Source organism: Vulcanococcus sp. Clear-D1 (assembly GCF_014654725.1).
Lineage (GTDB): Bacteria > Cyanobacteriota > Cyanobacteriia > PCC-6307 > Cyanobiaceae > Vulcanococcus.
This window is the reverse complement of sequence record NZ_JACVZV010000015.1, coordinates 124,927-144,050: the sequence shown is the minus strand read 5'-3', so window position 1 is coordinate 144,050 and position 19,124 is coordinate 124,927. Positions and strand designations below refer to the sequence as shown.

The 19,124-nt window shown below is 63.4% G+C and carries 21 protein-coding genes; 14 read left to right on the top strand and 7 right to left on the bottom strand.

The window, feature by feature from the left end; all coding sequences use genetic code 11:
• The first annotated feature begins 4 nt into the window (after window positions 1-4).
• The gene (nadA, locus tag H9532_RS05060; protein WP_296366144.1) at window positions 5-973 is read left to right on the top strand and encodes a quinolinate synthase NadA; all 969 of its coding nucleotides are present in this window, start codon (window positions 5-7) and stop codon (window positions 971-973) included.
• Here nadA and H9532_RS05055 read toward each other — a convergent pair.
• Window positions 970-2,052, bottom strand: a complete 1,083-nt coding sequence (locus H9532_RS05055) for a class I fructose-bisphosphate aldolase (RefSeq protein WP_296366143.1) — start codon at window positions 2,050-2,052, stop codon at window positions 970-972. The two genes, nadA and H9532_RS05055, sit on opposite strands and share 4 nt — an antisense overlap.
• A gap of 128 nt (window positions 2,053-2,180) precedes the next feature.
• Here H9532_RS05055 and H9532_RS05050 point away from each other — a divergent pair, with 128 nt between their 5' ends.
• The 6 genes from H9532_RS05050 to H9532_RS05025 all read left to right on the top strand — a co-directional run bounded on the left by H9532_RS05050 (window position 2,181) and on the right by H9532_RS05025 (window position 9,141).
• On the top strand, window positions 2,181-3,254 hold the full coding sequence (locus H9532_RS05050) for a ligase-associated DNA damage response exonuclease (protein WP_296366142.1): 1,074 nt from the start codon (window positions 2,181-2,183) through the stop codon (window positions 3,252-3,254).
• Entirely contained in the window at window positions 3,254-4,924 is a 1,671-nt protein-coding gene (locus tag H9532_RS05045; protein ID WP_296366141.1) for an ATP-dependent DNA ligase, read from the top strand. Before H9532_RS05050 ends, H9532_RS05045 begins: the two co-directional genes overlap by 1 nt.
• Window positions 4,921-7,629, top strand: coding sequence for a ligase-associated DNA damage response DEXH box helicase (locus H9532_RS05040; protein WP_296366140.1), 2,709 nt, complete (start codon window positions 4,921-4,923; stop codon window positions 7,627-7,629). Before H9532_RS05045 ends, H9532_RS05040 begins: the two co-directional genes overlap by 4 nt.
• 25 nt (window positions 7,630-7,654) lie before the next feature.
• On the top strand, window positions 7,655-8,059 hold the full coding sequence (locus H9532_RS05035) for a YccF domain-containing protein (protein ID WP_296366139.1): 405 nt from the start codon (window positions 7,655-7,657) through the stop codon (window positions 8,057-8,059).
• A gap of 231 nt (window positions 8,060-8,290) precedes the next feature.
• A complete protein-coding gene (locus tag H9532_RS05030) occupies window positions 8,291-8,674 on the top strand; it encodes a phosphoribosyltransferase (protein ID WP_296366138.1) in 384 nt (127 codons plus the stop codon).
• Entirely contained in the window at window positions 8,674-9,141 is a 468-nt protein-coding gene (locus tag H9532_RS05025) for a nucleoside 2-deoxyribosyltransferase (protein WP_296366137.1), read from the top strand. The genes H9532_RS05030 and H9532_RS05025 overlap by 1 nt, the downstream gene beginning before the upstream one ends.
• Before the next feature lie 4 nt (window positions 9,142-9,145).
• Here H9532_RS05025 and H9532_RS05020 read toward each other — a convergent pair whose 3' ends face one another.
• Window positions 9,146-9,307, bottom strand: coding sequence for a hypothetical protein (locus tag H9532_RS05020; protein ID WP_296366136.1), 162 nt, complete (start codon window positions 9,305-9,307; stop codon window positions 9,146-9,148).
• A 73-nt stretch (window positions 9,308-9,380) separates the two neighbouring features.
• Between H9532_RS05020 and H9532_RS05015 the strand changes: the two genes are divergently transcribed.
• Window positions 9,381-9,743, top strand: a complete 363-nt coding sequence (locus tag H9532_RS05015) for an AbrB family transcriptional regulator (protein WP_296366135.1) — start codon at window positions 9,381-9,383, stop codon at window positions 9,741-9,743.
• Between the two features lie 67 nt (window positions 9,744-9,810).
• Here H9532_RS05015 and H9532_RS05010 read toward each other — a convergent pair whose 3' ends face one another.
• A complete protein-coding gene (locus H9532_RS05010; protein WP_010308970.1) occupies window positions 9,811-10,059 on the bottom strand; it encodes a hypothetical protein in 249 nt (82 codons plus the stop codon).
• Between the two features lie 125 nt (window positions 10,060-10,184).
• On the opposite strand from H9532_RS05010, the gene H9532_RS05005 reads away from it, so the two are divergent.
• The 3 genes from H9532_RS05005 (at window position 10,185) to H9532_RS04995 (ending at window position 12,533) form a co-directional block, all read left to right on the top strand.
• Window positions 10,185-11,912 carry an NAD-dependent malic enzyme gene (locus H9532_RS05005; protein ID WP_296366134.1) on the top strand — a complete coding sequence of 576 codons (1,728 nt, stop codon included), beginning with the start codon at window positions 10,185-10,187 and terminating at the stop codon, window positions 11,910-11,912.
• 66 nt (window positions 11,913-11,978) lie between these two features.
• Window positions 11,979-12,263, top strand: coding sequence for a 2Fe-2S iron-sulfur cluster-binding protein (locus tag H9532_RS05000; protein WP_296366133.1), 285 nt, complete (start codon window positions 11,979-11,981; stop codon window positions 12,261-12,263).
• Window positions 12,264-12,350: 87 nt separating this feature from the next.
• Window positions 12,351-12,533, top strand: coding sequence for a hypothetical protein (locus H9532_RS04995; protein ID WP_296366132.1), 183 nt, complete (start codon window positions 12,351-12,353; stop codon window positions 12,531-12,533).
• Window positions 12,534-12,541: 8 nt separating this feature from the next.
• Here the strand turns inward: H9532_RS04995 and H9532_RS04990 are convergent, their stop codons facing one another.
• Together H9532_RS04990 and H9532_RS04985 are read right to left on the bottom strand one after the other, a co-directional pair.
• Window positions 12,542-13,015, bottom strand: a complete 474-nt coding sequence (locus H9532_RS04990) for a tellurite resistance TerB family protein (RefSeq protein ID WP_366664522.1) — start codon at window positions 13,013-13,015, stop codon at window positions 12,542-12,544.
• Window positions 12,973-15,141 (bottom strand): glutamine synthetase III, encoded by a 2,169-nt coding sequence (locus H9532_RS04985; protein WP_296366131.1) that lies wholly within the window; start codon window positions 15,139-15,141, stop codon window positions 12,973-12,975. The genes H9532_RS04990 and H9532_RS04985 overlap by 43 nt, the downstream gene beginning before the upstream one ends.
• Before the next feature lie 184 nt (window positions 15,142-15,325).
• Here H9532_RS04985 and H9532_RS04980 point away from each other — a divergent pair, with 184 nt between their 5' ends.
• The 3 genes from H9532_RS04980 (at window position 15,326) to H9532_RS04970 (ending at window position 18,401) form a co-directional block, all read left to right on the top strand.
• Window positions 15,326-15,565 carry a hypothetical protein gene (locus tag H9532_RS04980; protein WP_296366130.1) on the top strand — a complete coding sequence of 80 codons (240 nt, stop codon included), beginning with the start codon at window positions 15,326-15,328 and terminating at the stop codon, window positions 15,563-15,565.
• 97 nt (window positions 15,566-15,662) lie between these two features.
• On the top strand, window positions 15,663-15,887 hold the full coding sequence (locus H9532_RS04975; RefSeq protein WP_296366129.1) for a hypothetical protein: 225 nt from the start codon (window positions 15,663-15,665) through the stop codon (window positions 15,885-15,887).
• A gap of 105 nt (window positions 15,888-15,992) precedes the next feature.
• The gene (locus H9532_RS04970) at window positions 15,993-18,401 is read left to right on the top strand and encodes a glycogen/starch/alpha-glucan phosphorylase (RefSeq protein ID WP_296366128.1); all 2,409 of its coding nucleotides are present in this window, start codon (window positions 15,993-15,995) and stop codon (window positions 18,399-18,401) included.
• An 8-nt stretch (window positions 18,402-18,409) separates the two neighbouring features.
• On the opposite strand, the gene H9532_RS04965 is transcribed toward H9532_RS04970, so the two are convergent.
• Both H9532_RS04965 and H9532_RS04960 read right to left on the bottom strand, forming a co-directional pair.
• Entirely contained in the window at window positions 18,410-18,748 is a 339-nt protein-coding gene (locus tag H9532_RS04965; RefSeq protein WP_296366127.1) for a phenylpyruvate tautomerase MIF-related protein, read from the bottom strand.
• 66 nt (window positions 18,749-18,814) lie between these two features.
• A complete protein-coding gene (locus H9532_RS04960; RefSeq protein WP_296366126.1) occupies window positions 18,815-19,117 on the bottom strand; it encodes a hypothetical protein in 303 nt (100 codons plus the stop codon).
• Window positions 19,118-19,124: the final 7 nt, after the last annotated feature.

Sequence of the window (19,124 nt, the reverse complement as noted above, 5' to 3'; positions counted from 1 at the left end):
AGCCTTGGTTTTCGCGGCTGCCCAGAACACCACCGGCGGTTGCCCGCCTCACGCCGAGCTACCGGCGGCCATTGCCGAGCTGAAGCGGCAGCGCAAGGCCGTGATCCTGGCGCACTACTACCAGGAACCCGAAATCCAGGACATCGCTGATTTCATCGGCGATTCGCTTGAGCTCTCCCGCAAAGCGGCTGCCACCGACGCCGAGGTGATCGTGTTCTGCGGCGTGCACTTCATGGCGGAGGTGGCCAAGATCCTTAGCCCGGAGAAAACGGTGTTGTTGCCGGATCTGGAGGCGGGCTGCACGTTGGCGGATGCCTGCCCCGCCGATGCCTTCGCCTCGTTTCGCGCTGAGCACCCCGATCACCTGGTGGTGAGCTACATCAACTGCTCAGCGGCGGTGAAGGCCCAGAGCGACCTGATCTGCACCAGCAGCAACGCAGTGGCGTTGGTGAAGCAACTGCCCGCCGATCGCCCGATCCTGTTTGCGCCCGATCAGAACCTCGGGCGCTGGGTGCAGAACCAGAGCGGCCGCGAGCTCACCCTCTGGCCCGGCAGCTGCATCGTGCATGAAACCTTCAGCGAGCAGGCCCTGCTGCAGCTGAAGCTCGAGCACCCCGGCGCAGAAGTGCTCGCCCACCCGGAGTGCCAGCAGCACCTGCTCGATCACGCTGATTTCATCGGCTCCACCAGCGCTCTGCTGCGCCGATCAGAAGCCAGTGAAGCCAGCAGCTTCATTGTGCTCACCGAGCCGGGGATCCTGCACCAGATGCGCAAGGCCGTGCCCGGCAAACAGTTTTTTGAGGTACCCGGGGCTGACGGCTGCAGCTGCAACGCCTGCCCCTACATGCGCCTCAACACCCTCGAAAAGCTCTGGCAGTGCCTCACCGACATGGCACCGGCCATCGAACTCGATGAGGCCATGCGGCAGCGCGCCCTGGCTCCAATCCAGAAGATGCTCGAGATGAGCCGCTAGTAGCTGTAGTTGGCCACAAACAAGCTGGCGTCATCCGACGGCTCAGAACCGGCCACGTACGTGCCCTGGCTGGCCGCTCCATTGGCACGGGCGCGCGCCATCAGCGCAGCCTGGCCCGCCGCCACATCACTGCCGCCCCAATGTTTGATGCAGGAGTGCTGCAGGGCTCGGCCATAGGAAAAACCGAGGTGCCAGGGCGCATAGCCCTGGGCTGCGGCCTGGTTGACGGCGTTGAGACATAGGCTGGCGTCCTCCTCACTGAGGCCGCCGCTCAAAAACAAGATGGCGGGTACGGCGGCCGGCACCGTGCGGCTGAGGGTGCGCACAGTGAAGGCACCCACCTCTTCAGCGGAGGGTTGCTGGGGGCAATCGGCCCCGGCGCACGTCATCGAGGGTTTGAGCAAGCTGCCCTCGAGAAACACACCATTCACCGCCAGGGCCTCATAGGTGGTGCGCAGCACCCATTCCTGCACCGAGGCGGTGGTGGTGATGTCGTGCTCACCATCCATCAGAATCTCAGGCTCCACGATCGGCACCAGACCGTGCTCCTGCACGGTGCGGGCGTAGCGAGCCAGACCCCAGGCGTTCTCGCGCACGGCGAGCTCGGAAGGCGCCCCATTACCGCTGATCTGCAGAACAGCCCGCCATTTGGCGAAACGGGCGCCGCGGGCGTAGTAGCGAGCAGCGCGCTCGCCCAGCCCCTTGAGGCCGGTGCACCAGCTCTCGCCCACCACACCACCGGCGAGGGGTTCCACCCCCTGATCCACCTTGATCCCGGGCACGATCCCCTGCTTCTGGAAGAGCTCCACGATCGGGGCGCCTCCCACCTCGGCCGTGCTGTCTTGAAAGAGCGTTTCCTCGTAGAGGATCACGCCGGAGATGTGGTCGCCCAGGCCCTCCGTGGTGGCCAGCAGGCTGCGGTAGGCACGTCGGTTCTCTTCGGTGTTCTCGAGGCCAATGGCATCGAAGCGCTTGCCGATCGTGCCGGTGGATTCATCGGCTGCCAGCAGCCCTGTGCCCGGTGTTGCCAGGGCCGCAGCAGTAGCCGCCAGTTCATCGCGAAAATCGTTGAGGGCCATGGCGGCGGGCCGCAGGGGTTCACCCCCTGGCTAGAGACGGTGGCCGCAAGCGTCAACCGGGCGACGCAGAGGTGCAACGCGGCTGGTCATGATTCAGTCCCGAACCCACACAACACGCCCCACCGCTGATGCCCCTCGCCCCAGGCGGCCTGCTGCAGCTCAGCCCGGAAGGGCTCTACTGCCCGGCAGCGCGCGCCTGGATCGATCCCTGGCGGCCCGTGCCGCGCGCCTTGATCACCCACGCCCATGCCGACCACGCCCGGCCGGGCTGCGGCGAGTACTGGGCGATCGGGGCGAGCGAAGGAATCCTGCGGGAGCGGCTCGGCGCCGAGATCCAGCTGCTGCCGGTGGACTACGGCCAACTCCATCGCATCGGTGATGCGCGGGTGTCGTTTCATTCAGCCGGCCATGTGCTGGGCAGTGCCCAGATCCGCTTGGAGGCCGGTGGCGAGAGCTGGTTGGTGAGCGGCGATTACAAACGTTGCGCCGATCCGAGCTGTACGCCGTTTGAGCCGGTGCAGGCGGATGTTCTGATCAGCGAAGCCACCTTCGGCCTGCCGATTTACCGCTGGCAGAGCGGCGCGGAGGTGGCGGCAGAGATCCTCGAGTGGTGGCGCACCGCTCCCGAGCGGCCATCGGTGCTGTTCTGTTATGCCTTCGGCAAAGCGCAGCGAGTGCTGGCGGAGTTGCATCGCCTCGGCGTCGGCGACGAGGTACTGCTGCATGGCGCCGTTGACCGGCTGATGGGGCCTTACCGGGATTCCGGAGTGGCCATGCCGCCAACCCGGCCGCTGACGCAACTGGAGCGCGGCGCCGATCTGGCTGGCCGCCTGCTGATCGCCCCCCCGGCGGCCCACCGCAGCCGCGGTTTGGGGCGCTTCGCCAAAGCTCAGAACGGCTTCGTGAGCGGCTGGATGGCGGTTCGCGGCGCCCGGCGGCGGCGCGGCTACGGCCGCGGCTTTGTGATGAGCGACCACGCCGATTGGGGCGGCCTGCTGCAGAGCGTGAAAGACAGCCAGGCGCAGCAGGTGTACGTGACCCACGGCCAGAGCAGCGTGCTGGCGCGCTATCTGCAGGAGGTGGAGGGCATCAGCGCCGAACCGCTGGAAGGCCACTTCGAGGCCGAACGCTTCGACGACGACGAGGCCACACCCGCAGGCGCTGAGGCGGCTGCCATCGCAGCCAGTTCTCCAGCGAACTGATGCAAGCGTTCGCCGCCCTTTTCCGTCAGCTGGATGGCACCGGCAGCACGAGCGCCAAGCTGGAGGCGCTGCAGGCCTATTTCCTCAGTGCGGCTCCCGCCGATGCCGCCTGGGCTCTGGCGCTGCTATTGGGCAAGCGGCGCCGTCGCCTGATCACCGGCCGGCGCCTGCGGGAGATCTGCCTGGCGGGTACGGAGCTGCCGGAGTGGTTGTTTGAGGCCTGCCACGCCCAGGTTGGCGATTCGGCAGAAACGGTGGCGTTGCTGTGGCAACAGCGAGCCGACGGCACGGGCGAGCCAAGCCGCTGGGATAGCAACCCTGGCCGCGTCACCTTTGAAGATCCCCTGGCCCTGTGGATGGACGAACGGCTGCCTCAGTTGGCGGCTCTGGATGGGGAGAAACAGACCAAAGCAGTGCAGGCCTGTTGGCGCAGCCTGCCGCCAGATCAGCTGCTGCTGGTGAACAAGCTGCTCAGCGGGGGATTCCGAGTGGGAGTCTCCACGGGACTGGTGACCCGGGCCCTGGCCCAGAGCGCCGAACTGGATGAAGCATTGGTGGCGCACCGGCTGATGGGTGGATTCACGCCCAGTGCCGCGGCGTTTGCAGAGCTCACGGCCGCTGATGCCCAGGGCGAGAGCCTGTCTGCCCGGCCGTATCCCTTCTTTCTGGCTAGCCCCCTTGAGGCCGGCCAACTGGAGCAGACGCCACCGGAAGGTTGGCAACTGGAGTGGAAATGGGATGGCATCCGCGGCCAGCTCATCCACCGCTCCGGCGGCTGCAGCCTGTGGAGCCGCGGCGAGGAGCTGATCAATGAGGCATTCCCTGAGCTGATCGCCCTGGCGGAGCAGTTACCTCAGGGAACGGCGCTGGATGGGGAGGTGATCGTGTGGCACGGCGATGCCGAAACACCGGAAGCCTTTACCAGCCTGCAGCGAAGGCTGGGGCGCAAAGCACCGAGCCGCAGCCTGCAGCGCGACTGCCCGGCCGCTTTCGTGGCCTACGACCTGCTGGAAGATCAGGGGACAGACCTGCGCCAGCAACCGCTGCAGCGTCGGCGGGAGCAGCTGGAGCAGCTCTATGAAAACTGGCAGGACGTGCAGGGCGCCGAGGGGAAGGGCCGCATGCGACTCTCCCCAACCCAGACGCTGCGGAGCTGGGGCGACTTGGATCATCTGCGCGATCAGGCCCGTGGGCAGCGGGCGGAGGGGCTGATGCTCAAGGCGCTCGACTCCCCCTATCTGGTGGGGCGCAAACGCGGCCACTGGTGGAAGCACAAACTCGAGCCATTGCGGCTGGATGCCGTGCTGCTGTATGCCCAGGCAGGTAGCGGTAAGCGCGCCAACCTCTACACCGACTACAGCTTTGGCCTCTGGAACAGCGACGGGGAGTTGGTGACCTTCGCCAAGGCCTACTCCGGCCTCGACAATGCCGAGATCCGCGAGCTCGATCGCTGGATCCGCGCGCACACCACCGAGCGGTTCGGGCCTGTGCGGGCGGTGGAGCCGTTGCAGGTGTTTGAACTCGCGTTCGAGGGCATCCAACCCTCGAAACGCCACAAATGTGGCTTCGCCGTGCGCTTCCCGCGCATCAGCCGCTGGCGCACCGACAAACCCGCCAGCGAGGCCGACAGCCTGGCCAACGCCATGGCCCTGATGGAGCAGCAGCCGTGAGCGAGGCCCTGGCGCCGATCGAGGCCTGGTTCACTCAGCAAGGCTGGACGCCGATGGCCTTCCAGCGCCAGTGCTGGCGGGCCTACCTGGCGGGCGAGAGCGGGCTGCTACAGGTCCCCACCGGCTCCGGCAAGACCTACGCCGCCGTGATGGGACCGATCGCGGAACTGTTGGCCGCGGAACAACAGCCAACCCAACAACCACAGCCGCCGAGCAGCGCAGCAAGCGAGGCCATGCACGCAAGCGCCAACGCCTCGGGTTATGAACAGGATGCACAGAAAACCGGATATCAGTGTGAGCGCGTCCTCCCAGCGCTTCCGGAGCCAGTGGCCCCCCAGGGAGTTGAGCTCCAGAACGCTGAAACCAAGCCGCGCCGCAGAGCCCGTCGCACCACCACTCCCTCCCGCGGCCTGCGCCTGCTGGTGATCACACCGCTGCGGGCCCTTAGCCGTGATCTGGCCCTGGCGATTGAACAACCGATTGCGGCGATGGGTTGGCCGCTGCGGGTGGCGATTCGCAATGGCGATACCAGCACCCATGAGCGCAGCAAACAGCTGCGCACACCGCCCGAGATCCTGATCACCACGCCGGAATCCCTCAGCGTGCTGCTGGCAAACGCCAAGGCACCGGAGCTGTTCGCCCAGCTGCAGGCGGTCGTGCTCGATGAATGGCACGAGCTGATGGGGAGTAAACGCGGCTCGCAAACGGAGCTCTGCCTCAGCTGGCTGCGGCGCCATCGCCCGATGCTGCGCACCTGGGCCATCAGTGCCACCATCGGCAATCTCGACGAAGCCGCCCGTGCGGCCCTCGGCCTACCGACAACCCCGCGGATCATCACCGCCGACATCCAGCGGGCAACGGCGATCCGTTCGCTCCTGCCCGACACGATCGATGGTTTCCCCTGGGGCGGTCACCTGGGGCTGCGCATGTATGAGGAGCTGGTGGCGGGACTGGAGCCCGGGGTGAGCACGCTGCTGTTCACCAACACCCGCAACCAGGCCGAGCGGTGGCACCAGTGCCTGCGCTTTGCCTGCCCGGAGATGGAAGATTGTCTGGCGCTTCACCACAGCGCCATCGACCGCGCCGAGCGTGAAGCGATCGAAGCCCGCGTGAAAGCTGGGGAGCTGCGCTGGGTGGTGTGCACCAGTTCTCTGGATCTGGGGGTCGACTTCCAGCCCGTGGAGCGGGTGGTGCAGATCGGCAGCGCCAAAAACCTGGCGCGGCTGCTGCAGCGGGCCGGCCGCAGCGCCCACTGCCCGGGAGGCACCTCCCAGGTGCTGTTTATGCCCACCAACGCCCTTGAGCTGCTTGAGGTGAGCGCCATGCGGCGGGGCCTGGAGAACGGCCTGGTGGAGCACCGCCGACCACCGCAGCTTCCCCTCGATGTGCTGCTGCAGCACCTCACCAGCCTGGCCTGCGGAGCCGGTTTCCAACCGGAGGAGGAGCTGGCCACGGTGCGCCAGTGCTGGAGCTTTCGCCACCTCACCGACGCCCAATGGCAGTGGTGCCTCGATTTTCTGGAGCACGGCGGCCAATGCCTCAGCGCCTATCCCCGCTACCGCAAACTGGTGCGCTGCCGCCTGCACGACGACGAGCCGGCCGCTCCCGCAGAACCCTGGCGCTTCCGCGTTCTCGACAAAACAATCGCCCGGCTGCATCGCTTCAACATCGGCACGATCACAGCCGATCGATCCGTGACCGTGCGCTTCGTGCGCGGCGCGGTGATTGGCCATGTGGAGGAGGCCTTCATCGGACGGCTCAAGCCGGGGGATGTGTTTTTCTTCGCCGGCCGCCAGCTGGAATTCGTGCGGCTGCGGGAAATGACGGCCCAGGTGAAGGCCACGAGCAAGAAAAGCTCCACCGTGCCGGCCTGGGCTGGCGGACAGATGGCGCTGTCGGATCTGCTCAGCTCCCATCTGCGCCAGGAAGTGGACCGCTGCGCCCGCGCCCTCGATGGCGAAGCCAGGCTCGACACGCCGGAACTGCAGGCGCTCGAACCGCTGCTGCTGAGGCAGGCCAACCTCTCCGGCCTACCGCGCAGCGATCAGCTGCTGGTGGAGCTGTGCCGCAGCCGCGAAGGCAGCCATCTGTTTGTGTATCCCTTCGAGGGGCGCTTCGTGCACGAAGGCATCGGCTTCCTCTGGGCCTGGCGGCTGGCGAGGCAGCAGGCCAGCACGATCACGGTGTCGGTGAACGACTACGGCTTCGAGCTCCTGGCCCCGAAGACCTATCCCTTTGAAGAGCTGCTGGATCTACACGGCGACGATCTGCTCGATCTCAGCAACCTCGAGAGCGACCTTCAGCAGGCGCTGAATTTTTCTGAGCTCTGCCGGCGCCGCTTCCGCGCCATCGCCCAGGTGAGCGGCCTGATCAGCCAGGCGATGCCGGGGCAGAACAAAACAGGTGGGCAGCTGCAGATCAGCGCGGCGCTGCTGTTCGATGTGTTCCAGAAGCACGAACCCGGCAGCCTGCTGCTGGAGCAGGCCCAACGCGAGGTGCTCGAGGAGCAACTGGAAGCGCAGCGGCTGCAGGCGGCGCTGGAGCGAATGGCATCGTGCACCTGGCGGGTGGAGCGCATCGCCCGGCCAGGACCCTTGGCCTTCCCACTGCTCGTCGAGCGGTTGAACAGCCGCCTCAGCAATGAATCACTGCTGGATCGCGTGCAACGCCTGATCAACGAAGCGCAACGGGCCGAAGCGCTTTGAGCGGCTCCAAGAAGAAGATGGCGTGATGGTCAGCGCCCTTCTCAACATTCTCTGGGTGGTGCTCGGCGGCCTGGTGATGGCCCTGGGTTGGTGGCTGGCGGGCCTGGTGTGCGCGATCACCATCGTGGGCCTGCCTTGGGCCCGTTCCTGTTTTGTGATCGGCGCGTTCGCGCTGTGGCCGTTTGGCCAGGAAGCGATCAGCCGGCGTGATCTCACCGGCCGCCACGATCTGGGCACCGGGGCGCTGGGGCTGATCGGCAATGTGGTGTGGTTCCTGGTAGCCGGCTGGTGGCTGGCGATCGGCCATCTCACCTCAGCGCTGGCCTGCTTCATCACGATCATTGGTATTCCCTTCGGCATCCAGCACATCAAGCTCGCGCTGATCGCCCTGGCGCCTGTGGGGATGACCGTGGTGCCGGTGCGCCGCTGATCGCAAGGGCGTTGATGAAGTTTCTGCAGGAAACGCTTCAGCCCGAAGCGATTGCATAAAGCTGGCTGCATGAGCCTGATGCACTGCCCCCTCTGCCTTGGCCTGGCGGTTTTATCCGTGTGCAGAGCCATGGCCCATCTCAGCCTGGTAGCCCTCACGCCGCTGAAGCGGCTGGCCTGAAGCGATCAGGTCGTCCTGATTGCGACAGTGTGCGCATCGATCGAGGCGACGATGCGCACACTCACTTGGCAGGATTTCGAGCGGGCGGTCGACACGATCGTGGAGCGTTGCCAAGGCCAACGGTTCTGCGGCGTGCATGGCATTCCCCGCGGCGGCTTGGTCCTGGCGGTGACGCTCAGCCATCGCCTGGATCTGCCTCTACTGAGCAGCGCACAGCCGGGCTGTCTGCTGGTAGACGATGTGTATGAAACGGGGCTCACCCTCGAGGCCTATCGCCAGCTCGAGAACTGCACAACCATGGTGTGGTTGAGCAAGGTCGAGCCGCAGTGGTGGCAGGCGGTGGATGTGACCGAAACGGATGAATGGATTGTGTTTCCCTGGGAGAACGCTGCCGCGGCGGCGCTGGATGAACAGCTGTATCGCGCTTCCCGCTGATGGGTCAGCCCACGTTGTATCTGGCCTCTCCTTACGGGTTTTCACCCCACTGGCGTGAGCGACTGTTGCCGGATTTCATCACCGCACTGGAGCAGCTCGGGCTGGAGGTTTGGGAACCGTTCAGTCGGAATGGTCAGGTGGATCTAGCGCAGCCTGGTTGGGCCTGGCGTGTGGCCCAGGCGGACCTCCAGGATGTTCGCGATGCCGATGCTCTGCTGGCCATCGTGAATGGAACACCCCCGGATGAAGGGGTGATGCTGGAACTGGGAGCGGCGATCGCACTGGGGAAGCCGGTGTTCCTCTATCGCGACGACTTTCGGCGCTGCAGCGACTCAGAGGACTATCCACTCAATCTGATGGTGTTCAGTGGATTGCCACAACACGGCTGGCAGGACTGGCTCTATGGCTCGATCGCGGAGTTGAGCGATCCGGCAAAAGCACTGATGCGCTGGATCAGCAGCTGTTAGGCGATCAGTCGTCGAAGTCTTGATCGTGCTTGTTCATGGCCTCCACCACCATGTCCTGGATCATGTGGCGGGTATCCTCACGGCTGTGATGCCCCGCGGTGCGTTGAATCGTGTAGTAGGCGATCAGAAGCAGCGGCAGGATCGCGAGACAGGCGATCAGAAACATGACGGAGATCATTGGTCAGGGGATGGCACAGTACCGCCCGAGCGTTATTGTTGGATTGATTCAATTCCGATCCATGCTCACCGGCTCTGAACTGCTGGCCAAGGTCAAAGAACTTGGCGACGTGTCCAAATCCGATCTGGTGCGCAGCTGCGGCTATGTGAGCACCAAGAAGGATGGTGGCGAACGCCTGAACTTCACCGCCTTCTACGAAGCTCTGCTGGAAGCCAAAGGTCTCAGCCTCGGCAACGATGGCGTGGGCCGTGGCAAAGGTGGTCGCAAGCTGAGCTACACCGCCACAGTGCAGGGCAACGGCAACCTGCTGATTGGCAAGGCCTACACCGCCATGCTCGACCTCAAGCCCGGCGACGAGTTCGAGATCAAACTGGGTCGCAAGCAGATCAAACTGATCCCCGCCGGCGCCACCGAAGAAGAGTGATTGCCGTCTTGGCCATTCACCTCAAGCAAAGCCCCGGCAGTTGCCGGGGCTTTTTTGTTGGCACGCCTTAAGCCGCCAGGGGAGCCGGCTGGCGCAGGGTGCGCCACTCACCTGAACGCGTACACACCTCCACCCCGATCGCAGCCTGAGCCGACGACGTATGAGACGCCAACCAGGCCGCCGCATCCGTGAGCGCATCCTCGAGGGAGTCGTAGATGGCATCGAGGTGAGGATGTACCTCGAAGCTGGCGTTGATCAGCCGATAACGCTTAGCGATGGGCTGTCCGAATTGAGCCAGTAATGAGTGGGATGGCATCAGCGACCCTCCTTCAACAGCCCAAAGCTCCCAGATTCCAGCGGCAGAGATCTGTGTCATGAGGCACGCAGGAGCGGATCGGTTCGTAGTGACGGTGACCATCGCCCCAGGAGCGATCCCCTTGAGTGCCCGAAACGGTTCGCACCATGGTGCTGCTCTCCACTGAAACAGCTCTGGTTGGGAAGGCACCACGACAAACCGAACTGCGTGGCCTTGAGCTGCTACGCCAACCAGCCCTCAACAAAGGCACGGCCTTCAGCGCGGAAGAACGCCGGATCTTTGCCTTGGAAGGGTTGCTCCCGGCCCAGTGTGAACGTCTGGACCAGCAGGTGGAGCGCTGCTGGCAAGCGTTTCAATCGATCAACCAGCCACTGGAGCAATTCACCTTTGTGGATGGATTGCGGCGCAGCAACGTGGTGCTGTTCCACGCCTTCCTGCGCACGCACCTCGAAGCCGTGCTGCCGGTGGTCTACACACCAACGGTTGGAGCTGTGATCCAGCGCTTCAGCCAGACCTACCGAACACCCCAGGATGGACTGTTTCTGAATGCGAGTCAGGCTGGACGCCTGGAGCAAGTGCTGCGCACTGGATCCAACGCTGGAATCGGCCTGGTGCAGGTGACCGATGCGGAGGGCATTCTCGGAATTGGCGATCAGGGCGTTGGCGGCATTCATATCTGTCAAGGCAAGCTTGCGGTGTACACGCTGTGCGCTGGCCTGAACCCGGAATCTGTGCTCCCCGTGGTGCTGGATGTGGGCACCAACCGGGAGAGTCTGCTCAACGATCCTCTGTATCCAGGCCTGCGGCAACCGCGATTGCAGGGTGCTGCTTACGCAGCCTTCATTGATGAGTTCGTGGAGGCAGTGGCAGCGGTGTTGCCAGGTGCCTGCCTGCACTGGGAAGACTTCGGCCGCAACACCGCAAAAACGATCCTGGATCGCTATCGCAACCGGCTTCCAAGCTTCAACGACGACATTCAGGGCACCAGTGGCGTGGCGAGTGCGGCCGTACTTGCCGGATGCCAGGGGCTAGGCCAACAGCTCAAAGATCAGCGGATTGTGATCTTCGGTGCGGGCACAGCAGGCTGCGGAATTGCAGAAGGTCTACTCAGGTTGCTGCAAGCCGAGGGACTGAGCGCATGCGAAGCAAGGCAGCGGATCTGGGCGGTCGATCGATGCGGCCTGGTCACCCGGGAGAGCGTGGATGTGAGCCCAGCAGCTCTGGAACTCGGGCGGGATCCAGCGGAAACAGAGGGGTGGCCGCGCAGCAGCAGCGGGGTGATGGATCTGCAGACCGTGGTGGATCAGGTAAAGCCAACGGTGCTGATCGGAACATCCACCGTGGCTGGAGCCTTCAGCCAGCCAGTGGTGGAAAGCATGCTGAGCGCATGCGAGCACCCGATCATCCTGCCGCTCTCCAATCCAACCCATCTGGCCGAAGCAGCGCCGGCCGATGTGTGGCGTTGGACAAGCGGTCGCGCACTGGTGGCGACCGGCAGCCCGTTCAAACCGGTGAATGGACGGGTCGTGGGGCAGTGCAACAACTGCTTCCTCTTCCCGGGGCTGGGATTTGCGGCTGTAGCCCTCGGCATCACGCGCATGACCGATGCGTTGATTGATTCGGGCCTGCATGCCCTAGCGCAGCAGATTCCCGCCAGCCGGGATCCATCCGAGGCCTTGATGCCAGCCTTGTGCGATGCCCCCCGCATCGGCCGGGTGGTGGCTGATGCGGTGGCCATGGAAGCCGTAGAAGCGGGGCTGGCCAGGTTTGCCCGCACACCCGACGAGGCGATGCAATGTCTGGATGCAGCTGAATGGACGCCGACTTATCAACCCTTGATCGAGAAGGTGTAGTGGCAAACACACCACAGCCCAGACAAGAACAACAGCATTGAATCAAGATCTGAATTCAGGATCGTCATGGCCACATTCACAATCACGCTCGAAAGCGGCGAATCCTTCAGCTGCGCTGACGATGCGTACATCCTCGATGCCGCTGAAGAGCAAGGGATTGACCTCCCTTACTCCTGCCGGGCTGGAGCCTGCAGCACGTGCGCCGGCAAGCTCCTGGTGGGCAGCGTGGATCAACAGGATCAGTCGTATCTCGATGATGAGCAGATGAGCCAGGGTTACGCCCTGCTCTGCGTGAGCTACCCCACCAGCGACTGCACAATCCGCCCGAACGCAGAAGAAGAACTGATCTAAAAAGGCCCAAGCAAGGCCACTTCTGTAGCGGTTAGCACCAGTTAGGGGTCGAACCGATCCATAGGGTCAAGGCCGTGAAGAACAGCCATGGTTCAGTCCCGCTCCACCAACCAAGAACCCACCCCAGGCCTTGAACGGGAAGCCGATCCGCAATCCGCGCCCATGGCCCAGTTCAGCCAGGCCACGGCGGAAGGCGGACGGGCGGCTGCGATCCGAGGCCGTCGCCCCCTTGGCGCAGACCTGGTGCACTACATCACCACCTCCTGGTGAAGGCGGGCTCAGAGATCGGAGTGGAGAGCATCCATCACCCGCATCACTTCAAAGGTGAAGTCGTCGCTGAGCTGAAGCACGCCGGCAAGGTGACTGAGGATATTGAGTTCATCCTGTTCATAACGGCCATCTGAGCGCATGATCTGAGCGGCAACAGCAAAGGCCGTCATCCGCTGTTCAGGCTTCAGCACTTCGGCCGATTCCACCATCATGTGCTGAGCTCCTTTTTGTCGGAGCTCAGCAACCAAGGAATCCATCAAGGCAACCATGGTGGTGTCGTCGTAGCTCTTGAACGGCTGGCGATAGTCGAGGGCATGCCGCAGGGCCCGGGAGCCCGCCATGGTGAGGCGGCCATCCCAGAACACAGCGGCCAATGCGATCGCAGCAAACGCGGTAGAGGGTTCCATCGGCATCACAAGACCACGACGACAAACAACGATCAGCGCTGGAAGAGCATCTCCTGATAAGTGGGCAACGGCCATTGCTCATCGTCGACGAGCACTTCCAGAGCATCAACGGCACCACGCACCTCGCTCATCAACGGCAGCAGCACATCCGCGCAATGGCGGAGATGGTGATGGGCGTCCGCTGGCGTAGCCACGAGCGCATCCTGCAAGCGTTCACAGGCCGACAACAGCTGCTGTGTGACTGCCGCCATCTGATCCAGCATGCTGCGGTCAACCACCAAACCGAGCGACTCCTGCGCGCCAATCGAGCCAGCCAGTTGCTCGAGAGAAGCCATCACCGCGGGATAGATCTGGGTGCGCGCCATCCGCAGCACCAACTTGGCCTCCACATCAATGGCCAGGTTGTACTGCTCGGCATAGACCTCAAAGCGGCTTTCCAACTCAACGGCACTGAGCACGCCCGTGCGCTCGAACAAGGCACGAATCTCAGGGCGTTGCAAGACAGGCAACGCATCCGCACTCGTGCGCAGATTCTCCAGACCGCGCTGCTCCACGGCCATCTGATGCCATTCAGCTGAATAACCATCACCGCCGAACACCACGGCACCGTGGTCCTCCATGGTGCGTTGCAGCACTGCGAAGGCCGCTTCCTCCAAGGGCATTCCGCTCTGCAGCCGTTGCTCCAGCTGATCGGCAATCCATTGCATGGAATCCGCCAGGATCGTGTTCAACACCACCAGTGGACCAGCCACCGACTGACCGGATCCCACAGCCCGGAATTCAAAGCGGTTGCCGGTGAAGGCAAATGGTGAGGTGCGGTTGCGATCGCCGGGATCCTTGTTGAGGTCTGGCAATGTATCCACCCCCAGCGACATCAGCGCCGCCTTGGCCGAACCCTGCAGGCTGCCGCTGCGGATCTGGCTGAAGACATCCTCGAGCTGGCTGCCGAGGTACACCGAAATGATCGCCGGTGGGGCTTCATTGGCACCAAGGCGGTGATCATTGCTCGCCGTGGCAATCGCGGCGCGCATCAGTGGTCCGTATTGATGCACGCCACGAATCACGGCCCCGCAGAAGAGCAGGAATTGGAGGTTCTCGTGTGGCGTGCTGCCGGGATCGAGCAGATTGCCCTGGGTGCTATTGCCGATCGACCAGTTCACGTGTTTGCCACTGCCGTTCACACCGGCAAAGGGCTTTTCGTGCAACAGACAGGTGAAGCCATGCTTCTTGGCCGTGGCCTTCAGCACGGTCATGATCAGCTGTTGGTGATCCGTGGCCACATTGGCGGCCTCGTGGAACGGGGCGATTTCGAACTGACCAGGTGCCACCTCGTTATGGCGGGTCTTGGCGGGAATGCCCAGGCGGTAGAGCTGATGCTCCACGTCTTGCATGAACACCTGCACCCGCTCCGGGATCGCGCCGAAATAGTGATCATCAAACTGCTGCCCCTTGGCCGGTGGCGCGCCAAACAGGGTGCGCCCGGCCAGCTGGAGATCGGGCCGCAGGGCTGTGAACGCGGCATCCACCAGGAAATATTCCTGTTCGGCGCCGCAGCTGGAATTCACCGGAGCAATCTCGGTTTCCCCCAACAAGGCCAGCAAGCGCTGCGCCTGGCGATCCATGGCGGCATTGGAGCGCAGCAAGGGCGTTTTCTTGTCGAGCGCTTCACCGGTCCAGCTCACAAACACCGTGGGGATGCAGAGCGTGGTGCCGTTGGGCGTCTGCATCAGATAGGCGGGGCTGGTCACATCCCAGGCCGTGTAGCCACGCGCCTCAAAGGTAGAGCGGATCCCGCCATTCGGAAACGAGGAGCCATCGGGCTCACCCTGCACCAACAACTTGCCGGTGAATTCGCTGATCACCGAGCCATCCGATTGGGGCGCGATGAAGCCATCGTGCTTTTCAGCGGTGAGGTTGGTGAGTGGATAGAACACGTGGGCGTAATAGAGCGCCCCACGACTCGTCGCCCAGTCCTTCATGGCCTGAGCGACCACATCAGCCACAGAGGTGTCGAGCTTGCCGCCGCGGGTGATGGTGCGCTGCAGCGACTTGAACACAGCCTTGGGCAGCGCTGATTTCATCGCGGCCAGGCTGAACACATCACTGGCCCAGAGCTCCTCCAACGCACCAGGGGATGCCGCGGGCGTTGCCGCACGATGCTGAATGGTTTGAAGAGCCTGTAGGCGAGCGCTGGAAGGCATGAAGCGAGCAATCAGTGCAACCACCTAACGCAGCCGAGGCCGTCTGTCCAGGCAGCTATCGCTACCGAATCACCATTCAGATGCCGTCCTGGTAGCCGTAGGTACACAAACCATCGATCCAGCAGGGAATGCTTGGAGCTCACGCCGGCTGCCCGAAGCGGGCTGCCCTCAGCAACGATCTCGGATGGCTCTTCTCTATAAAAATCCCGCCATTGCAACCCTGGTGCACAAGGAGACGCCTTATCGCGGCCAGTGGGTGATTTATCAGGTGCCGAATCTGCTGTTCAGCGCCTGCCACGAGGTGGAACAGCTCAATGGAGACCGTAGAGTGGTAGAGGAAGTGGCGCTCCACTCGCTGGCCGATGCCCAAGCGTTCTCCAGCTATCTGAGCAGCTATGGATGGTCGCGGGTGTGGAAACCCTGAGCACCCGGATGACGAGCCAGGTTGATCCCAATTGAGGCCTTAAGGATTCGGGCATCAAGCTTCGCCATCGGCATGGTGAAGCAAAGATCAAAGATCCATGTATCGCCTGGAGATCCAACGGGAGAACCAGTGGAAGCCCGTGGCCCGCGGCCTGTATCGCACCCGCATCAGGGCAGTGACCGCGGCCCTCTGGCGCACAGCAGAAGCAGGCTCCGCCCACCGCGTGGTGGATGTGGAGCTGAAAGCCATCACCGATGTGATTCCGGAGGGATCCATCCAACGGGGCAACCAGAGCTGGCGAGGCACTGAACCTCCGTCCTAAAAACTGCGTTTTGGTGCGGATAGGCACAGCACCAACCGCCGCACTCCGTTTCGGTGGATGGATCAATGTCGTCGACGCTCAACGTCGACGCGAGGAGGCGATCGAATGCCATCCAACGACCCCGGAATGACCGTGGCAGTGCAGGGTTCCCTGGCGGAACAAATTCGCCGCCATCTGTTTTACAGCCAGGCCAAGTCACCCACCCTGGCCAGCCAGCACGATTACTACATGGCGCTGTCGCTGGCGGTGCGAGACAGGCTCCTGCAGAACTGGGTGGAAACCGCCGAGGCCTACACAACAACAGGGGTGCGCACAGCCGCCTACCTCTCGGCCGAATACCTACTGGGGCCCCATCTCGATAACAATCTGGTGAATCTGGGCCTGCGGAGGGAAGCCGAGGAAGCCTGCGAGGAACTCGGGCTTGAGCTGGAGGTTTTGCTCAGCTGCGAACCGGAACCGGGGCTGGGTAATGGTGGCCTGGGTCGCCTGGCGGCCTGTTTCCAGGAATCACTGGCCAGCCTTGAGTTGCCAGCCATCGGCTACGGCATCCGCTACGAATTCGGCATCTTTCGGCAGAGCATCACCCACACCGGGCAGCACGAAAGCACCGATGCCTGGCTGGCGCAGGGCAATCCCTGGGAGGTGATCCGCCCGGAATGGTGCTATCCGGTGCAGATCGGTCAGCACACGGTGCTTGGTGTGGCGCATGACACGCCGATCACGGGCTATGGCGTGCGAACAGCCAACACGCTGCGGTTGTGGTCGGCGATGGCGCCGGAAGCGTTCGATTTCGCCTCCTTCAATGCCGGTGATTACACCCGTGCCGTGCTGGCCAAGGTGCAGAGCGAAACCCTGAGCAAGGTGCTCTACCCCAACGACGAACTGGATCAGGGCAAACGATTGCGCCTCAGCCAGCAGATCTTCTTCGTGTCGTGCTCCCTGCAAGACATGCTGCGGATCCTGAAGAAGCAGGGCCTGCCGGTGAGCGACTTCCACCGCAAATTTGCGGTGCAGCTCAACGACACCCACCCAGCGATTGCGGTGGCTGAACTGATGCGCCTGCTGATTGATCAAGAAGGGCTCGACTGGGATGCGGCCTGGTCGATCACCACCGCCAGCCTCAGCTACACCAACCACACCTTGCTGCCAGAGGCCCTGGAAACCTGGGGTGTGGAGCTATTCGAGCAACTTCTGCCGCGGCAGCTCGCGATCATTTACGAGATCAACGCCCGTTTCCTGCGGATGGTGCGGCTGCGCTACCCCGGCCAGCCGGAGGTATTAGCCAGAGTGTCGTTGATTGAGGAAGGGCCGAAACAGCGGGTGCGCATGGCCCATCTGGCCGTGGTGGGTAGTCACCACACCAATGGCGTGGCCGAATTGCATAGCCAATTGTTGAAGGATCAGGTTCTTGCCGATTTCGCCCAGCTCTGGCCGGAGCGCTTCACCAATGTGACCAACGGCGTCACACCCAGGCGTTGGCTCGCCGTCGCCAACCCCTACCTCTCGGGCCTGCTCGATGAGGCGATCGGTGATAGCTGGCGGCGCGATCTGCAGCAACTCGAGCGGCTCGAACCACTCCTGAACGACGCCAACTTCCTGGAGCGCTGGCGCGGCGTTCGGGCGCTGGCCAAGCAGCGACTCGCCGACCACATCCATCAGCAGCTCGGGGTGCTCGTGGATCCCACCTCTCTGTTTGATGTGCAGGTGAAGCGCATTCACGAGTACAAACGCCAGCATCTGGCGGCGCTTGAGCTGGTGCAGCGCTACCTGCGCCTACGAGCCGGCGAGGATCTGCCGCCGCGCACGGTGATCTTCGGCGGCAAGGCGGCCCCGGGCTATGCCATGGCCAAGTTGATCATCCGGCTGATCGTGGGCATCGCCGAAATGGTGAACATTGACCCCTCCATGCGGGGGCGGCTGCGGGTGGTGTTTTTGCCCAATTTCAGCGTGAGCCTTGGCCAACTCACCTACCCGGCGGTGGACCTCTCGGAGCAGATCTCCACCGCTGGGAAGGAAGCCTCCGGCACGGGCAATATGAAAATGGCTCTCAACGGGGCACTCACCATCGGCACGCTCGATGGTGCCAACATCGAGATCCGCGAGCGGGTGGGGGGAAAGAACTTCTTCCTGTTCGGGCATACGGCTGCCCAGGTGCAGGAGATCACTGCCAGGGGCTATCACCCCTGGACCTGGCTGGAGCCAAACAGCAACGCCCGGGAGGCCCTGGCACTGATCGCCTCGGGCCATTTCAGCGAAGGCGATCGATCGCTCTACCAGCCTCTGCTCGACAACCTCACACGCAGCGATCCGTTCCTGGTGATGGCGGATGCGGCCGATTACAGCCGCGCCCAGAATCAGGTGGATCAGGCCTGGCAAAACCCAGACGTTTGGGCGAGGGCGTCGATCACCAACACGATGCGCTGCGGCTTCTTCAGCAGTGATCGCGCCATCGAGGACTACGCCACGCGCATCTGGAGGCTCAAGCCGCTCACGATCGGCAATGCCGCACCCTGAGCCCGGCCTCAGCCAAAGGTGCGGCCATCCCAGCCCCAGCTGGCGGCTGCCACATCCTCGAACTGGATGTAGATGCGGTTGGTGGGAATTCCCGTGCGGGCGCTGATCAGATCACAGAACGCAGCCGTCATGGCGGGAGGGCGCAAGGAGCCGATCGATTTGATCTCCACAAACACGCTGGGCTCCGTGCTGGCACCGAAGGTCATCGACACAGCGGTTTCCAGCATCGTCATCACGTAGCCCTCGGGCTTGCCGGTCTGCTGAGCCAGGGCGGCGGAGAGCTCCTTGAGCAGGGCCTCCGCGTGATCCACCGAAGCTAAAGAGGTGCGCACGTTGATCAGCGGCACGGCGAAACGGAAGCTGGAATCCGCATCGTGCCACGGGTCAGCCGAGCTCGGCGACCCGGCACGAGCTCATTTACCGGCCGGGATGAAATCGAGCACGAGGTCACCCACCTCGTCGCGCTCGATCACAAATCTGAAGGCATCCAACGTGCCGCTCCAACGCCCCGCCTCGGGATCGGCGCTTTCCCCGACCACCTCAGCAAGACCGTGATCGAACAGCTGGTCGAAGACATGAGCAGCCACGATCGCCGCCTGTTGTTCATCCATATCGTCGAGCTCGTGGGGCTCAACGGCGCAACCCTCCAGCATTTCGGCATCAAGCACATTGCCGCTGCCGAGGTCAGCCACGAGAGCCTGCAGTGCGTCGTCCATAACTGAC

Bases quoted from the DNA above. Each gene is read 5' to 3' on its own strand.
- H9532_RS05055 (WP_296366143.1), bottom strand. From the start codon at position 2,052: ATGGCCCTCAACGATTTTCGCGATGAACTGGCGGCTACTGCTGCGGCC.
- H9532_RS05050 (WP_296366142.1), top strand. From the start codon at position 2,181: ATGCCCCTCGCCCCAGGCGGCCTGCTGCAGCTCAGCCCGGAAGGGCTC.
- H9532_RS05045 (WP_296366141.1), top strand. From the start codon at position 3,254: ATGCAAGCGTTCGCCGCCCTTTTCCGTCAGCTGGATGGCACCGGCAGC.
- H9532_RS05035 (WP_296366139.1), top strand. From the start codon at position 7,655: ATGGTCAGCGCCCTTCTCAACATTCTCTGGGTGGTGCTCGGCGGCCTG.
- H9532_RS05030 (WP_296366138.1), top strand. From the start codon at position 8,291: ATGCGCACACTCACTTGGCAGGATTTCGAGCGGGCGGTCGACACGATC.
- H9532_RS05025 (WP_296366137.1), top strand. From the start codon at position 8,674: ATGGGTCAGCCCACGTTGTATCTGGCCTCTCCTTACGGGTTTTCACCC.
- H9532_RS05020 (WP_296366136.1), bottom strand. From the start codon at position 9,307: ATGTTTCTGATCGCCTGTCTCGCGATCCTGCCGCTGCTTCTGATCGCC.
- H9532_RS05015 (WP_296366135.1), top strand. From the start codon at position 9,381: ATGCTCACCGGCTCTGAACTGCTGGCCAAGGTCAAAGAACTTGGCGAC.
- H9532_RS05010 (WP_010308970.1), bottom strand. From the start codon at position 10,059: ATGCCATCCCACTCATTACTGGCTCAATTCGGACAGCCCATCGCTAAG.
- H9532_RS05000 (WP_296366133.1), top strand. From the start codon at position 11,979: ATGGCCACATTCACAATCACGCTCGAAAGCGGCGAATCCTTCAGCTGC.
- H9532_RS04995 (WP_296366132.1), top strand. From the start codon at position 12,351: ATGGTTCAGTCCCGCTCCACCAACCAAGAACCCACCCCAGGCCTTGAA.
- H9532_RS04990 (WP_366664522.1), bottom strand. From the start codon at position 13,015: ATGGCCGTTGCCCACTTATCAGGAGATGCTCTTCCAGCGCTGATCGTT.
- H9532_RS04985 (WP_296366131.1), bottom strand. From the start codon at position 15,141: ATGCCTTCCAGCGCTCGCCTACAGGCTCTTCAAACCATTCAGCATCGT.
- H9532_RS04980 (WP_296366130.1), top strand. From the start codon at position 15,326: ATGGCTCTTCTCTATAAAAATCCCGCCATTGCAACCCTGGTGCACAAG.
- H9532_RS04975 (WP_296366129.1), top strand. From the start codon at position 15,663: ATGTATCGCCTGGAGATCCAACGGGAGAACCAGTGGAAGCCCGTGGCC.
- H9532_RS04970 (WP_296366128.1), top strand. From the start codon at position 15,993: ATGCCATCCAACGACCCCGGAATGACCGTGGCAGTGCAGGGTTCCCTG.
- H9532_RS04960 (WP_296366126.1), bottom strand. From the start codon at position 19,117: ATGGACGACGCACTGCAGGCTCTCGTGGCTGACCTCGGCAGCGGCAAT.